This window comes from Rahnella sp. 1L-D-7-B-C2, from assembly GCF_057290995.1.
Genome location: NZ_JBXAVQ010000008.1, coordinates 148,694 through 164,921, shown reverse-complemented (window position 1 = coordinate 164,921; position 16,228 = coordinate 148,694). Strand labels below are relative to the sequence as shown.

Sequence of the window (16,228 nt, the reverse complement as noted above, 5' to 3'; positions counted from 1 at the left end):
AAAAATCAGGCCGCTATAAATAACAGAAGGCAACGAGGTTAGCAATTATTCCTGACAGGTGCTTGACAAGGCTGTGAGGAAAAGCGTATTCGCGACCTGTTTTTTATGCTGCCGACGGCTGATAACAGGGTTTATCCGTTTGTTATTTCGTGACCAGCGGTAATCGTTCTGCGAGGCGGATACCCTCAGCAGAAAGTGCAGCACCGTAGCACATCACTTCTACACCATTACTCTCAACGTGTTTCAGTAATTCTGAGTAACGCGGATCAATATGGTGTGCAGCGGACACGCTTTCAATGCCTGAATGTAAAACAGCGAAGAAAAGTACCGCTCGCTGCCCCTGTTCTGCCATCGACTGTAACTCGCGCAGATGCTTCTGACCGCGCAGTGTGACTGCATCCGGAAAAAATCCCTGACCCTCGTGCAGCAACGTGACAGATTTCACTTCAATATAGCAGTCAGGTTGGTTTTCTGCCTGTAACATCAAGTCTATACGGCTATTTTCCGCGCCGTATTTTACTTCTGAAGTCAGTTTACTGTAACCGGATAATTCTTGGATCCGCCCCTGCGTGATGGCTTCGCGCACCAGCTGGTTGGCGCGCAGCGTGTTGACGCAGATCCAATGATGCTGCTGTGTTTCGGTCAGTTCCCAGCTGTGAGCGTATTTGCGTTTCAGGTTATCGGAGGTGGAATACCAGACGGTATCCCCCGGCGTGGCGCAGCCGGTCATCGCACCGGTATTAGCGCAGTGCAGTGTGAGTTCGCGGCCATCGGGCGTGATGACGTCAGCGAGAAATCGTTTGTAACGTTTTATCAGCGTGGCAGGTTGAAGCGCAGGCTCGAAGTGCATGACAGTTTCCGGTGAAAGTGAATTAAAGGGCAGAGGCATCAACCAATGGCCAGGTGCGCAGGCAGCGATAGCGCGTATGCCCTCGTTCATAGGTGGATTCATACAGGCTAAATTCATCGGCCTCCAACAGCCAGTCCGGCGTGGCAGGCGGAATAGCGACCGGGCGAGTAGCGTTACGGTACAGCGAGACGTGCGGATGAAACGGTAATGCGCTTTGATAGCAACCGTTGCGCGCCGCGTGGGAGCGCAGCACCGACGCCAGCTGTAACAGCGCATTGGGCGCACGTTTTGTGCCGAGCCACACCACGCCGGAACCCGGCCAGTGGCCGATATCATCGAGGTGCAGGCTGAATTTTTGCGCCTGAATACGCCCGGCGACGCGAATCAGCGCGTCGGCCTTCAGCTCGCTGATTTCGCCTAAAAATGCCAGTGTGATATGCAGATTTGCCGCCGCTACAGGGCGGCCGGTATCCTCCGGAAAACACTCTGCACGCCACTTTATTACCTGCTTTTGCAGCGTTGCGGGCAGTGATAAAGCGAAAAATAAGCGGCGTTCGGCAGACATAGGCATTCCTGTGGCGTTCATTCCTGATCATCCCTGGCAGCATGCCGGATGTGGGGCTAAATGCTACAATGCCCGCCGTTTAAAGTTAACTCTCATGGAGAATTCATTGTCTTCTTTGCCGGTCAGCGCCGTACTCGAACCGCTTTTAGCCGCTCTGCAACAGGCCCCGCAGGTGCTTTTACTTGCGCCCACCGGTGCTGGGAAATCCACCTGGTTGCCGTTGCAGTTACTGAAACAGGCGAATTTGCCGGGCAAGATTCTTTTGCTGGAACCGCGTCGTCTGGCGGCGAAAAACGTCGCTTACCGCCTGGCGCAGCAATTGGGCGAAGTGCCGGGGCAAACCGTCGGCTATCGTATGCGCGCCGAAAGCAAAACCAGCGCGGCGACGCGTCTTGAGGTCGTGACCGAAGGCATTCTCACCCGCATGGTGCAGGCTGACCCTGAACTGACCGGCGTGTCGCTGGTGATCCTTGATGAATTTCATGAGCGTAGTTTACAGGCCGATCTGGCGCTGGCATTGCTGCTCGATGTGCAGAACGCGCTGCGTGATGATTTAAAACTACTGATCATGTCCGCGACGCTCGATAATTTGCGGCTCTCGCCGTTGCTGCCGGATGCGCCGGTGATCACCTCAGAAGGTCGCAGTTTTCCGGTAGATCGCCAGTATCTTTCCCTCGCCACGCATGAACGTCTCGACGACGGCGTGGCGCGTGCGGTCAGCCGCCTGATGAGTGAACATCACGGCTCGATGCTGCTGTTTTTGCCGGGCGTGGCCGAAATTACCCGCGTACAAAATTTACTGACCGGCAGGCTGGCGGATGACGTCGATCTCTGCCCGCTGTACGGCGCACTGTCGCTCGATCAGCAGCAGAAAGCCATTCAGCCATCACCAGCCGGACGCCGTAAAATCGTGCTGGCCACCAACATCGCCGAAACCAGTCTGACCATCGAAGGCATCCGGCTGGTGGTGGACAGCGGACTGGAACGCAGCGCGCAGTTTGATCCGCGTAGCGGCCTGACGCGGCTGGTGACGCAGCGCATCAGTCAGGCGTCGATGACCCAGCGTGCCGGACGCGCAGGGCGTCTCGAGCCGGGGTTGTGCTGGCATCTGTTCAGCAAAGAGCAGGCGGAGCGCGCCAGCGCACAGGCCGAAGCCGAAATTCTGCAAAGCGATCTCAGCGGCTTCTGGCTGGAGCTTTTGCAGTGGGGATGTCAGGACGTCACACAGCTCCAGTGGCTGGACACGCCGCCCGTGGCCGCGCTGTCCGCCGCCAGACATCTGTTACATCAGCTTGGCGCAACGGATGCACAGGGCAGGCTGACGTCCGCAGGCCAGCGCATGGCGCAGCTCGGGTGCGATCCGCGTCTGGCGGCCATGCTGATTTCTGCCGCAGCGCAAAGCCCGGACGCACTCGCCACTGCCGCTTTGCTGGCCGCGATGCTCGAAGAGCCGCCGCGCGGCGGACTGCCAGATATTGATTACTGGTTCAGCCGCCCGCAGGGCAACTGGCTGCGGCGGGCAAAACAGCTGGCGCAGCGAACCGGCGGAAAAACCGGCAATGCGGACGCCTCGCTGGCACCCTGGCTGCTGGCGCGGGCGTTCAGCGACCGCATCGCCCAGCGGCGCGGTGAAGATGGACGTTATCTGCTGGCGAACGGTCTGGGTGCGTCTTTGCCGCAGGACGACGGGCTGACCCGCGCTCTGTGGCTGGTCGCGCCGCAATTATTACAGGGCAACAACAGCCCTGATGCCCGCATTCTGCTGGCGATCTCGCTGGATATCACCCAACTGCCCGCACGCCTGCCTGACGTGGTCAAAGAACAGACTGCCGTCGAGTGGGACGAAGAAAAAGGCACACTGCGCGCATGGCGGCGCTGGCAGATCGGACGGCTGGTGCTGAAGGCCAATCCGCTGGTGAAGCCCGATGACGAAGAGCTGCAACAGGCGCTGATCGACTGGATCCGCACCCAGGGATTATCGGCGCTTAACTGGTCGGTGGCGGCGGAGCAGCTGCGATTGCGGCTGATCTGCGCCGCGAAATGGATGCCGGAAGTCCGGTGGCCTGCAATGGACGATCAGTCCCTGCTCGACGGGCTGGAAAACTGGTTGCTGCCTTCGCTGAAAGGCGTGCGCTCGTTAAAATCTCTGCAACAGGTCGATCTGCACGAAGCCTTGTTACGCCTGCCAGACTGGCAGCAGCGGCAGCGTCTGGACAGCGCATTACCGACTCATTACACCGTCCCGACTGGCAGTCGTCTGCCGATCCGCTATCATGCTGACCAGCCACCTGCGCTTTCGGTGCGTATGCAGGAGATGTTCGGCGAACAGCGCAGCCCGACGATTGCTGAAGGACGGGTGAATGTAGTGCTGGAACTTCTGTCACCGGCGCAGCGCCCGTTGCAGATCACCGCCGATCTGGCGGCGTTCTGGCAGGGGTCGTACCGCGAAGTGCAGAAAGAGATGAAAGGCCGCTATCCGAAACATCCGTGGCCGGACAATCCGGCAGAGGCGTTGCCCACGCGACGCACCAAAAAGTATTCAGCACCCTGATGAAATGTGTAGAAAAAAAACAATTTTTCAGACATTTCTTCTGGGCGAAACTCAGGGCGGGGCACATTGTAAGCGCCTTGCGGCCACGATTTCAGGCCACTTTCCGTATCTGTTTGAAATCCTTTTAAATTGTTATACAAAAAATAGTTATACAAATATGAAAATGACTCAGCAAAGCAGAATCATTATGACGAACACAGCAGCAAGTTGGGAGATTCACTGATGTCTGGCGATGATCGCGAGCCGATTGGCCGTAAAGGTAAACCTGCCGGGCGCAAGCCTTCTCCGGGGCGCCCTGTCCGCCGTAACCGTCGGGATGACGATTACGATGATTATGAAGAAGAAATGGATGATGACGTTGAGGATGACGATGATTACGAAGAAGAGCGGGAGTCGCGCATGAGCCGCAAAGCCGCGCCGCGCAAGGCGAAAAAAGGCGGTAAGGGCGGTAAGAAAAGCTTCAAGCGTCGTCTGTTCTGGCTACTGGTCAAACTGTTTGTCGTCTTCCTGATCCTGCTGGGGATTTACGCGGTCTATCTCAACCGTGAAATTCACAGCCGCATTGACGGTGGGAAAGTCTGGCAACTGCCGGCAGCGGTGTATGGCCGTCAGGTGAACCTCGAGCCGGATATGGCGATCAGCAAAGCCGAAATGGTCGGCCTGCTGGAAGGTACACAGTATCGCGAAGTAACGCGCATCACCCGTCCGGGCGAATTTACGGTTCATGCTAATTACATCGATATGCTGCGCCGTCCGTTTGATTTCCCGGAAGGCAAAGAAGGGCAGGTGAACGCCCGTCTGACATTTGACGGGAACAGCCTGTCAGAAATCAAAAATCTGGATAATCAGCATGATTTCGGGCTGTTCCGCCTCGATCCGCGTCTGATCACCATGTTGCAGGCATCCAACGCCAACGGCGAACAACGTCTGTTCGTGCCGCGCGCCGGATTCCCTGACTTGCTGGTTGATACGCTGCTGGCGACCGAAGACCGTCATTTCTATGAACACGATGGGATCAACTTCTACTCGATTGGCCGTGCGGTACTGGCGAACCTGACTGCCGGTCATGCGGTGCAGGGCGGTTCGACGCTCACGCAGCAGCTGGTCAAAAACCTGTTCCTGACCAATGAACGTTCACTGAGCCGTAAAGCGCGCGAAGCCGTGATGGCCGTGCTGCTGGATGCCGATTACAGCAAGGATCGCATTCTCGAGCTGTATCTGAACGAAGTGTATCTCGGGCAGAGTGGCTCCGATCAGATCCGTGGTTTCCCGCTGGCGAGCCTGTACTACTTTGGCCGTCCGGTAAACGAACTGAGTCTGGATCAGCAGGCATTGCTGGTCGGCATGGTGAAAGGCGCGTCGCTGTATAACCCGTGGCGCAACCCGAACATGGCATTGCAGCGCCGTAATCTGGTGCTGCGTTTACTGGTCGATCAGAAAGTTATCGATCAGGAACTGTATGACATGCTCAGCGCGCGTCCGCTCGGCGTCCAGCCGAAAGGCGGCGTGATTTCACCTCAGCCAGCGTTTATGCAGATGGTGCGTCAGGAGCTGCAGGCCAAGCTCGGCGACAAAGTGCAGGACATGTCCGGGGTGAAAATCTTCACCACGCTGGATCCGATTTCACAGGATGCGGCGGAAAAAGCGGTCGAAGAGGGCATTCCGTTACTGCGTAAGAAAAGCGGCCTGAATGACATCGAAACTGCGATGGTGATCGTTGACCGTTATACCGGCGAAGTGCGCGGCATGGTCGGCGGGGCGGAAACGCAGTTTGCCGGTTTCAACCGTGCGATGCAGGCACGTCGTCAGGTCGGTTCTCTGGCTAAACCGGCAACCTATCTGACCGCGCTGTCTCAGCCAGACAAATACCGCCTGAATACGATCCTTGCCGATCAGCCGCTGAACCTGAAGCTGGCGAATGGCCAGATCTGGTCACCGAAAAACGATGATCATCAGTTCCGTGGTCAGGTTCTGCTGGTGGATGCGCTGGCGCGTTCCATGAACGTACCGACGGTAAACCTCGGGATGGCGGTAGGCCTTGATAACATCACTAAAACGCTGATTAATTTGGGGATCCCGAAAGAATCTCTCAACCAGACGCCGTCGATGCTGCTCGGTGCGATTGCGCTGACGCCGATGGAAGTGGCGCAGGAATACCAAACCATTGCCAGCGGCGGTAACAAAGCGCCACTGTCGGCGGTGCGTTCGGTGATTGCTGAAGACGGAACCGTGCTGTATCAGAGCTTCCCGCAGGCGATCCGCGTGATCCCGGCGCAGGCGGCCTATCTGACGCTGTATGCGATGCAACAGGTTGTGCAGGAAGGGACCTCGCGCGCGCTGGCGAACAAGTTCCCGAAACTGCATCTGGCGGCGAAAACCGGGACCTCGAACGAACTGCGTGACAGCTGGTTCGCCGGTATCGACGGCAATCAGGTGGCGATCACCTGGGTTGGCCGCGATAACAATGGCCCGTCTAAACTCTGGGGCTCGACCGGTGCGCTGGTGCTGTATGGACGCTATCTGGAAAACGGCACCCCACAGCCGCTGAATCTGCAAATGCCGGAAGGCATCAGCACCATGAATATCGACGGCAGCGGCAACTTTGTCTGCGGCGGCGGCGGTTCAGGGATGCTGAGCGGGGGCGGCGCAACGCGTTCGATTCCGGTCTGGACCGATTCACCGGAAGCGATGTGTCAGGCTTCCGCCAGCGCGGTTCAGCAGCAGCAACAACAGATGCAGCAGCAGCAACAGCAACAACAGCAGCAATCTCAGGGACAGCAGCAACAACCGCAGTCTCAGGATGAGAAAAAAGACAGCAACGGTGTGGCTGGCTGGATCAAGGACATGTTCGGTTCGAATTAACAACCGTCTGATTCAATAAGCTAAAAAGGGCGCGATGAAAATCGTGCCCTTTTCTTTTGTTATCCTTAACCTAAATTTACCCATACTGTTTTACATTCTCTTCAGACTTGCTACATCCATTCTCGTTTAATTTATAAGCACTTTTACCCATATTTAACATGGGGATACTTTTTATTCATTCAGCCAATCTATGAGTTAAATACGCTTGCAGATGCGCAAGCATTGCGCATATTATGCGATGTTCATAATAATAATTATCGTTTACATTCCCATTAATAAACACTCCAGAGATAACGCAATGGCTTTCCAGCGCTCCCTTTCTTCACCCAAAGACGTCTTTACGCGTCGCACACTGGCTTTAACGATTACGGCGGCATTGAGCTCAACGTCTCTTCATGCAGGCGCGGCAACCGCTCCGGCAAAAGAAGACACTATTAATGTCACCAGTTCAGCCGCTGCCGAAGCAGCACCGGAATCTGCGTGGGGCCCTGCGGCGACTATCGCCGCGAAACACAGCGCGACCGGGACGAAAACCGATACGCCACTGGTGAAAACCCCGCAGTCAATTTCCGTCGTGACCCGTGAAGAAATGGACATGAAACAGCCTGCTTCAGTAAAAGAAGCGTTAGGATACACGCCGGGCGTTTTCGCCAGCCGTGGCAGCTCCTCTACCTATGATGCGATCGCTATCCGCGGTTTCACCTCCGTAAATACCAACCAGTATCTCGATGGCATCAAACTTCAGGGCGATAACTACTCAGAAGTCTCGATGGATCCCTATTTCCTTGAGCGCGTTGAAGTGCTGCGCGGGCCGTCTTCTGTCTTATACGGCAAGAGCAACCCGGGCGGCGTAGTCAGCATGGTCAGCAAGCGTCCGACCACCGAACCGCTGAAAGAAGTGCAGTTCAAAATGGGGACAGACAACCTGTTCCAGACCGGTTTTGATTTCAGCGATGCCATCGACGACGCGGGTGTGTATTCCTACCGTCTGACCGGCGTGGCGCGCAGCCAGGATACTCAGCAGGAGATGGCGAAAGAGAAACGCTACGGCATCGCGCCGTCTTTCACCTGGCGTCCTGATGACAAAACCAACTTCACTTTCCTGAGCAACTTCCAGAACGACCCGGATGCTGGTTTCTACGGCTGGTTACCGCGTCAGGGCACCGTGGTGCCGTATTACGACGCCAACGGAAAAGCGCATAAGTTGCCGACCGACTTCAACGAAGGCGAAGAAAGCAACAAGATGTCCCGCAACCAGAAAATGGTCGGTTACAGCTTCGAACACGGCTTTAATGACACCTGGACCGTGCGTCAGAACCTGCGTTACACCAAACTCGATACCCAGTACAAAGGCGTTTACGGCACCGGGTATGTGGGCAATGGCGTGATGAGCCGCGCGTACGTGCAGTCAAAAGAAAAACTGGCAAACTTCGATGTGGATACCCAGGCGCAGGCTAAATTTGCTACCGCTGATGTCGATCACACCCTGCTGATGGGCGTGGATTACATGCGTATGCGTAACGACATTGATGCCGATTACGGCAGCGCCAGTAATCTGAACATGAGCAACCCGCAGTACGGCAACAGCAATGTGTCCCTGTACTTCCCGTATGAAGTTCTCAACCGTCAGGAACAAACCGGTCTGTACGCGCAGGATCAGGCGGAATGGAACAAATGGATCCTGACCGTGGGCGGTCGTTATGATTTCGCGAAAAGCTCGACGTATACACGCTCAGGCAACAGCGCTACACAAATTAATGACCAACAGTTCACCTGGCGCGGCGGTCTGAACTACCTGTTTGATAACGGCATCTCCCCGTACTTCAGCTACAGCGAATCCTTTGAACCGACAGCCGGTTCTAACAAGGATGGAAAGCCGTTTGATCCATCAATCGGTAAACAGTACGAAGCGGGTGTGAAATACATTCCGAACGATCGTCCGATCAGTCTGACGGCGGCCGTGTATCAGCTGACGAAAACCAAAAACCTGACCAACGATCCTACCGATCAGACGAATACCTTCAGCGTTCAGTCAGGTGAAATTCGTTCCCGTGGTCTGGAACTGGAAGCGAAAGCCGCACTCAACGCCAACATCAACATGACGGCGTCTTATACCTATACCGATGCGAAGTACACGCACGATCTTGCTTATGAAGGCAAACGTCCTGCTGAAGTACCGGCGAATATGGCCACACTGTGGGCGGATTACACCTTCCACGAAACCGCACTGAGCGGCCTGACCGTCGGTTCCGGCGTGCGTTACTTCGGTTCGACTTCCAGCTTCTACACGACGGGCGACAAGACTAACGAAGCCTTTAATGTTGCCGGTTACACGCTGGTTGATGCGACGATCAAATACGATCTCGCACGCTTTGGTCTGCCGGGCTCTTCCGTGGGCGTGAACGTCAATAACCTGCTGGATCGTGAATATGTGGCAAGCTGCTACCGCGATTACGCCTGTTACTGGGGCGCGGAGCGTCAGGTGGTCGCCACCGCAACCTTCCGTTTCTGATAGTCGGTAATTAATGATGTACTCCGGGCACGCTGGTCGTGCCCGTTTCCTATTCAACTCATCTCAAAATCCGGATGTAATCGAAGAAAATCTTATGGCTGATAACAACGTACACCCGTCCACATCGCTGCCAGAAAGTGTATTCCGCCTGCAAGACGTCAGTTTTTCAGTGCCCGGACGCACGCTGCTGGCACCGCTGTCGCTGACGTTCCCGCAGGGAAAGGTCTGTGGCCTGATTGGTCACAACGGCTCCGGTAAGTCGACGTTGTTAAAAATGCTCGGGCGGCATCAGTCCGCCACGGGCGGCACGATTTTCCTTAACGACACACCGCTTTCGCAGTGGGACAGCAAAGCCTTTGCGCGTCAGGTGGCGTATCTGCCCCAGCAACTGCCCGCCGCAGAAGGTATGACCGTGCAGGAGCTGGTGGCGATTGGCCGCTATCCGTGGCACGGCGCGCTCGGACGTTTTAAACATCAGGATAAAGAAAAAGTCGAAGAAGCGATTTCGCTGGTCGGCCTTAAACCCTTTGCCCATCGTCTGGTGGACAGCCTCTCCGGCGGCGAGCGTCAGCGCGCATGGCTGGCGATGATGGTGGCGCAGGACAGCCGCTGCCTGCTGCTTGATGAACCGACCTCTGCGCTGGATATCGCGCATCAGAAAGACGTGCTGGCGCTGATCCAGCGCCTGAGCCGCGAGAAAGGTTTAACGGTGATCGCTGTATTGCATGATCTGAACATGGCGGCGCGCTATTGCGATCAGCTGATGGCATTGCGTGGCGGCGAGATGATCGCTCAGGGCGCATCGGAAGAAATGATGCGCGGCGACGTTCTCGAACAAATTTATGGTATTCCGATGGGTATCCTTCCGCATCCGGCGGGCGGTGCTCCGGTGAGCTTTGTATACTAATATGTCTGATTTTCCTCATTTTTCAGGGATCACGCGTCGCCGTCTGTTACAGGCGATGGCGTTATCCCCGCTTGTGGCTTCCATGCCAACGTTTGCCGCCTCGAAACCGGATCTCAGCCGTATTATCGCCCTTGAATGGCTGCCCGCCGAGCTGCTGATTGCGCTGGGCGTGATGCCGATGGCGATCGCCGATATTCCCAATTACCAACTTTGGGTGGAAGAGCCAAAACTCGGCCCGGCGGTGATTGACGTCGGTCAGCGAACCGAACCGAATATGGAACTTATCCAGCAGCTGAAACCTTCTCTGCTGCTGGTGACGCAGGGCTATGGCCCGAAAACGGCGCAGCTGGAATCGATCGCACCGGTCATCGACGTGAAAGCCAACGACGGCAGCGCGAAGCCGTTGCAACTGGCGATCAAATCCCTGCACAAACTGGCGGATTACCTTGGTTTACAGGGTAACGCTGAACAGCATTTGCAGCTTTATCACCAGCAACTGGCGAAAACCCGCGAGCTGATGAAACCCGTCGCGCAACAACCCGTTCTGTTGATCACCTTTATCGACACCCGCCATGTGCTGGTGTTTGGTGAGGGCAGCCTGTTTCAGGAAGTCATGGGCGACGTCGGGCTGACCAATGCGTGGCAGGGCGAAGGCAGTTTTTGGGGCAGCGTGTCGGTCGGGATCGAGCGGCTGGCGGGCATCAAAAACGCCCGCGTGCTGTGTTTCGATCACGGCAGCGACGACATCATGGACGCCGTGGCACCGACGCCGTTGTGGAAATCGATGCCATTCGTTCGCAATAATCAGTTCACCGTGGTGCCTGCGGTCTGGTTCTACGGCGCAACCTACAGCGCGATGCATTTCTGCCGCATTCTCAACAGCACCCTGGGGAAACCGGTATGAACCGCCGCGCACTCAGCGTTTCGCTGATTTTACTGATCCTGATGACGCTGGCGGCCGGTGCGCTCAGCGTTTATAACCTGCATCAGCAGCTGCCTTATGACCTGTGGCGCAGCGCGCTGTGGCAGCCCAATATCGACGATGTTCAGCAGATGCTGTTTCACTACAGCTCGCTGCCGCGTATCGCCGTGGCGCTGCTGGCCGGTGCCGGTCTCGGACTGGTGGGCTTACTGTTTCAGCAGGTGCTGCGCAATCCGCTGGCGGAGCCGGCGACGCTCGGCGTTTCTGCCGGTGCGCAGCTCGGCCTGACCATCGCCACGCTTTGGGCGCTGCCGGGCGGACTGGTCACCCAACAGTTCGCCGCGATGCTTGGCGCGGTGGTGATCGGCGTGCTGGTTTTCGGCATCGCTTGGGGGAAACGACTTTCGCCGGTGACGTTAATCCTCGCCGGTCTGGTGCTCGGCCTGTACTGCGGCGCGGTCAATGGCCTGCTCGGGTTGTTCAACTATCAGCGCCTGCAAAGTTTATACATGTGGAGCAGCGGGGCGCTGAATCAGCAGGACTGGAATATTGCCTCGTTCCTGCTGCCGCGCGTGATTATCGTCTGGCTGCTGGCGTTTCTGTTACAGCGCCCGATGACGCTGCTCGGGCTGGACGACGGCGTGGCGAAAAATCTCGGTCTGGGATTATCGGCTGCGCGTCTTGCGGTGCTGGCGCTGGCAATCCTGATGAGTGCACAGCTGGTTAACGCGGTGGGCATGATCGGCTTTATCGGTCTTTTCGCCCCGTTGCTGGCGAAAATGCTCGGCGCACGCCGCCTGTTTGCGCGGCTGGTGATGGCTCCGCTTATCGGCGCACTGCTGCTGTGGTTCACCGATCAGGTGATGCAGTTCCTGACCCAATACTGGATGGAAATCCCCACCGGTGCCGCGACCGCGCTGGTCGGTGCGCCGCTGCTGCTGTGGCTGCTGCCGCGCCTGCGTAACAGTATGACGCCGCCGCCGATGGATCAGGGTGACAAGGTGCCGGATGAGCGTCAGCATCTGGTGCGCTGGGTGTCTTTGGCGTTACTGGTGCTGCTGGCGGGGCTGGCCGTTGCGCTGATGGCCGGTCGCAACGCCACCGGCTGGAACTGGTCGACGGGGGCTGATTTGCAGGCGCTGCTGCCGTGGCGAATGCCGCGCGTGATGGCGGCGCTGGCCGCGGGCATTATGCTGGCGTCATCGGGCGTGCTGATTCAGAAACTGACCGGCAACGCCATGGCGAGCCCGGAAGTGCTGGGCATCAGCTCCGGTGCGGCATTTGGCGTGGTTCTGATGATGTTTATCGTACCGGGCGATGCGTTTGTCTGGCTGCTACCGGCAGGCAGCGCCGGTGCGGCGATCACCTTGCTGGTGATCATGCTGGCCTCGGGAATACGCAGCTTCTCCGCCGAGCGGATGTTGCTGACCGGTATCGCGCTCAGTACCGCGTTCAGCACCTTACTGACGTTGCTGCTGGCCAGCGGGGATCCGCGCATGGGCGGCCTGCTGACCTGGATTTCGGGTTCGACCTATTCCGTCACCGCTGATGCCGCATGGCGCACGCTGGGGATGGCCGCGATCCTGATGCTGCTGGTGCCGTTCCTGCGCCGCTGGATTAACATCCTGCCGCTCGGCAGCGTGACCGCAAAATCCGTCGGTATGGCGCTGACACCAAGCCGCATGGCGATTCTGATGCTGGCCGCGATCATGACCGCCGCCGCGACGCTGACGGTCGGACCGCTGAGCTTTATTGGCCTGATGGCGCCGCACATGGCGCGCATGATGGGCTTTCGCCGCGCGATGCCGCAGTGGATGGTTGCCAGCATTCTCGGTGGCCTGCTGATGGTGTTTGCCGACTGGTGCGGCCGGATGTTCCTGTTCCCGAATCAGATCCCCGCCGGTCTGCTCGCGACCTTTATCGGCGCGCCGTACTTTATCTATCTGCTGAGAAAACAGGCGAAATAAAGCCGGGATTGATGCAACAGAAAGGGGCCAAAAGGCCCCTTTCTGCTTTGGCTCCTTCCCCTCGTGAGAGGGCCAGGAGCAGTTCGAAAAGTTATTACAGCTTCGCGAAACAGCGACGCGCAGCGTCAATGGTGCGCTGGATATCTTCTTCGCTGTGCGCCAGAGACATAAATCCGGCTTCGAACGCTGAAGGTGCCAGATAGACGCCTTCTTCCAGCATCAGGTGGAAGAACTTTTTGAATCGCTCAACGTTGCACTTCATCACGTCCTGATAGCAGGTCACGGTGTCTGAATCGGTGAAGAACAGGCCGAACATGCCGCCGACGTGGTTGACCACGAACGGGATGTTCTCCGCTTTCGCCGCGTGCAGCAAACCTTCTGCCAGCTGAGTGGTACGGTCGGTCAGGGTTTGATGGACGCCCGGCTGGGCCACCTGGGTCAGGCAGGCGATACCCGCTGCCATCGCAATCGGGTTACCGGAAAGTGTGCCCGCCTGATAAACCGGACCGGTCGGTGCCAGTGCGTCCATCACTTCACGACGACCACCGAATGCGCCTACCGGCATACCGCCGCCGATGATTTTGCCCAGACAGGTCAGATCCGGTACGACGTCGTAATACTCCTGAGCACCGCCCAGCGCGACGCGAAAACCGGTCATCACTTCGTCGATGATCAGCAGCGCGCCAAACTCGTCACAAATCGCGCGCAGACCCGGCAGGAATTCCGGCAGCGGCGGCACGCAGTTCATATTGCCCGCCACTGGCTCAACGATAATACAGGCAATATCGTCAGGGAATTGTTCGAACGCGGCGCGCACGGAATCCAGGTCGTTATAGGTGCAGGTCAGGGTATGTTTGGCGAAATCCGCCGGAACGCCCGGAGAGTTTGGCTGGCCGAGGGTCAGCGCGCCGGAACCGGCTTTCACCAGCAGGCAGTCGGCATGGCCGTGGTAGCAGCCTTCGAATTTGACGATTTTATCGCGATGGGTAAAGCCGCGCGCCAGTCGTATGGCGCTCATGGTCGCTTCGGTGCCGGAGTTCACCATGCGCACCATGTCCATGCTTGGCACCAGTCCGGTGACCAGTTCGGCCATTTTCACTTCCATTTCGGTCGGCGCGCCAAAGCTTAAACCGCGCTGCGCCGCTTCGATCACTGCGTTGCGGATTTCCGCATTATTGTGGCCGAGCACCATCGGTCCCCAGGAACCGACGTAGTCGATATAAGCTTTGCCATCGGCATCAAACAAAAAGGCACCGTCAGCACGTTCGATGAATAACGGGACGCCGCCGACGCCGGAGAAGGCACGTACCGGCGAATTCACACCGCCCGGGATTAGCGCTTGCGCCTGCGTGAACAGACTTTCTGACTTACTCATTATTCGGCTCCTGGTTTTTGATGCTTTTAAGACATAAGGGATAATAATGCGCCCATTCTAGTGAACTGAGCGACGTTATCAAATCGTAAACCGTGCGGCATTTTGTCCTGAGTCCTGTCGGGACGCCATTATGTGTGATTAAATCCATCCATCTTCCATTACCTTTTCTGTATTTTTCCATCGCTGATGAATGAATCAAATACCCAAACGCCTGAGGCGGCGCTCGCCCACGGCCCGCGTAAACGCAGTGAAGTGCTGCGCATGTTCCTGCGTCGCGACAAAACGCCGGTCGCTATTCTGATTGTCGCCGCCGTAGTGGGGATCGTCGCTGGTTTGCTCGGCATCGCGTTTGAGAAAGCGGTGAACTGGGTGATGGCGGCGCGGATCTCGGGGCTGGGGCTGTTCAACGATTACTGGATTTTTCTGTGGCCGCTGACCTTTGTGTTCTCTGCGGTGCTGGCGATGGGCGGCTATTATCTCGTCCGGCGTTTCGCGCCGGAGGCAGGCGGTTCGGGCATTCCTGAAATCGAAGGTGCGCTGGAAGAGCTGCGGCCGGTGCGCTGGTGGCGGGTGATCCCGGTGAAATTCTTTGGTGGCATGGGCACGCTCGGTGCAGGCATGGTGCTGGGGCGCGAAGGGCCGACGGTACAGATGGGCGCCAACGTCGGCAAAATGATGGTGGATATCTTCCGGCTGCGCAGCGCCGAGGCGCGACATTCACTGCTGGCGACCGGCGCGGCGGCGGGGCTTTCAGCCGCTTTCAACGCGCCGCTGGCCGGGATCCTGTTTATCCTTGAAGAGATGCGGCTGCAATTTCGCTACAGCCTGATTTCAATAAAAGCGGTGTTTATCGGCGTGATTATGTCGAGCATCGTTTTCCGTATTTTCAACGGCGATGTGGCGGTGATTGAAGTCGGTAAACTGGCCAATGCGCCACTCAACACGCTGTGGCTGTATCTGGTGTTGGGGATGGTGTTTGGCGTGGTCGGCGTCAGTTTCAATGCGCTGATCTTCCGCACGCAGGATATGTTTGCCCGGCTGCACGGTGGTAATCTGCGCAAGATTTTGATTATAGGCGGTGTGCTGGGGGGATTCTGCGGCCTGCTCGGGCTCATCCAGCCGGAAGCGGCGGGCGGCGGTTTTGCACTGATCCCGCTGGCGGCGGCGGGGAAATACAGCCTGCTGATGTTGCTGTTCATCTTTATCGTGCGCGTCGCCACCACGTTGCTGTGTTTTGCCTCCGGTGCGCCGGGCGGGATTTTCGCGCCTATGTTGGCACTGGGCACATTGCTGGGCACCGCCTTTGGCACCGCCGCGCTGGCGTGGTTCCCGCAATACGGTATTGAACCCGCGACCTTCGCGATTGCCGGAATGGGCGCGCTGTTTGCTGCCAGCGTCCGTGCGCCGCTCACCGGTATTGTGCTGGTGCTGGAGATGACCGACAACTATCAGCTGATTTTACCGATGATCATTACCTGCCTTGGCGCGACCCTGCTGGCGCAGTTTTTGGGCGGTAAGCCCTTGTATTCAGCCATCCTGACCCGCACGTTACAGAGACAAGAACGCGAGAATGCCGAAAAAGCGCAGGCAGAAACTGCCGCCGAGAGCACCAATAAGCAGGACAGCGCCGTGAAAAATGCCCATACTTGAAGCATTAACTCAGGTATAAGATAATGAGTTCATTATTCAGACAGTCAATCTGGCGGCCTGAACAGAT

At 57.3% G+C, this 16,228-nt stretch carries 10 protein-coding genes; 7 read left to right on the top strand and 3 right to left on the bottom strand.

The genetic code is table 11. From position 1 onward, the window contains the following. Positions 1–142: 142 nt before the first annotated feature. Positions 143–850 carry a DNA/RNA nuclease SfsA gene (gene sfsA, locus AC0Z7K_RS15075; RefSeq protein WP_485615055.1) on the bottom strand — a complete coding sequence of 236 codons (708 nt, stop codon included), beginning with the start codon at positions 848–850 and terminating at the stop codon, positions 143–145. A 22-nt stretch (positions 851–872) separates the two neighbouring features. After that, entirely contained in the window at positions 873–1,415 is a 543-nt protein-coding gene (gene thpR / locus AC0Z7K_RS15070; RefSeq protein ID WP_413527875.1) for an RNA 2',3'-cyclic phosphodiesterase, read from the bottom strand. A gap of 106 nt (positions 1,416–1,521) precedes the next feature. Here thpR and hrpB point away from each other — a divergent pair, with 106 nt between their 5' ends. From hrpB to fhuB, 6 genes are all read left to right on the top strand, one after another. Further along, a complete protein-coding gene (gene hrpB / locus AC0Z7K_RS15065) occupies positions 1,522–3,966 on the top strand; it encodes an ATP-dependent helicase HrpB (RefSeq protein WP_485615082.1) in 2,445 nt (814 codons plus the stop codon). Between the two features lie 222 nt (positions 3,967–4,188). Then, positions 4,189–6,828, top strand: coding sequence for a bifunctional glycosyl transferase/transpeptidase (mrcB, locus tag AC0Z7K_RS15060; RefSeq protein ID WP_485615054.1), 2,640 nt, complete (start codon positions 4,189–4,191; stop codon positions 6,826–6,828). A gap of 298 nt (positions 6,829–7,126) precedes the next feature. Then, a complete protein-coding gene (gene fhuA, locus AC0Z7K_RS15055) occupies positions 7,127–9,340 on the top strand; it encodes a ferrichrome porin FhuA (RefSeq protein ID WP_485615053.1) in 2,214 nt (737 codons plus the stop codon). Between the two features lie 94 nt (positions 9,341–9,434). Further along, complete coding sequence (gene fhuC, locus AC0Z7K_RS15050; protein ID WP_485615052.1) at positions 9,435–10,247, top strand: Fe3+-hydroxamate ABC transporter ATP-binding protein FhuC; 813 nt, start codon at positions 9,435–9,437, stop codon at positions 10,245–10,247. Position 10,248: 1 nt separating this feature from the next. Beyond that, positions 10,249–11,151 carry a Fe(3+)-hydroxamate ABC transporter substrate-binding protein FhuD gene (gene fhuD, locus AC0Z7K_RS15045; protein ID WP_485615051.1) on the top strand — a complete coding sequence of 301 codons (903 nt, stop codon included), beginning with the start codon at positions 10,249–10,251 and terminating at the stop codon, positions 11,149–11,151. Further along, a complete protein-coding gene (fhuB, locus tag AC0Z7K_RS15040) occupies positions 11,148–13,136 on the top strand; it encodes a Fe(3+)-hydroxamate ABC transporter permease FhuB (protein WP_485615050.1) in 1,989 nt (662 codons plus the stop codon). The genes fhuD and fhuB overlap by 4 nt, the downstream gene beginning before the upstream one ends. Positions 13,137–13,230: 94 nt before the next feature. On the opposite strand, the gene hemL is transcribed toward fhuB, so the two are convergent. Beyond that, positions 13,231–14,511: a glutamate-1-semialdehyde 2,1-aminomutase gene (gene hemL / locus AC0Z7K_RS15035; protein ID WP_413527881.1), complete on the bottom strand. Its 1,281-nt coding sequence runs from the start codon at positions 14,509–14,511 to the stop codon at positions 13,231–13,233. A gap of 186 nt (positions 14,512–14,697) precedes the next feature. Between hemL and clcA the strand changes: the two genes are divergently transcribed. Further along, entirely contained in the window at positions 14,698–16,161 is a 1,464-nt protein-coding gene (gene clcA, locus AC0Z7K_RS15030; RefSeq protein ID WP_485615049.1) for a H(+)/Cl(-) exchange transporter ClcA, read from the top strand. Positions 16,162–16,228: the final 67 nt, after the last annotated feature.

What these genes read in the sequence shown, in the direction of transcription:
- sfsA (WP_485615055.1), bottom strand. Translation starts at nt 850, where the DNA reads ATGCACTTCGAGCCTGCGCTTCAACCTGCCACGCTGATAAAACGTTAC.
- thpR (WP_413527875.1), bottom strand. Translation starts at nt 1,415, where the DNA reads ATGTCTGCCGAACGCCGCTTATTTTTCGCTTTATCACTGCCCGCAACG.
- mrcB (WP_485615054.1), top strand. Translation starts at nt 4,189, where the DNA reads ATGTCTGGCGATGATCGCGAGCCGATTGGCCGTAAAGGTAAACCTGCC.
- fhuA (WP_485615053.1), top strand. Translation starts at nt 7,127, where the DNA reads ATGGCTTTCCAGCGCTCCCTTTCTTCACCCAAAGACGTCTTTACGCGT.
- fhuC (WP_485615052.1), top strand. Translation starts at nt 9,435, where the DNA reads ATGGCTGATAACAACGTACACCCGTCCACATCGCTGCCAGAAAGTGTA.
- fhuD (WP_485615051.1), top strand. Translation starts at nt 10,249, where the DNA reads ATGTCTGATTTTCCTCATTTTTCAGGGATCACGCGTCGCCGTCTGTTA.
- fhuB (WP_485615050.1), top strand. Translation starts at nt 11,148, where the DNA reads ATGAACCGCCGCGCACTCAGCGTTTCGCTGATTTTACTGATCCTGATG.
- hemL (WP_413527881.1), bottom strand. Translation starts at nt 14,511, where the DNA reads ATGAGTAAGTCAGAAAGTCTGTTCACGCAGGCGCAAGCGCTAATCCCG.
- clcA (WP_485615049.1), top strand. Translation starts at nt 14,698, where the DNA reads ATGAATGAATCAAATACCCAAACGCCTGAGGCGGCGCTCGCCCACGGC.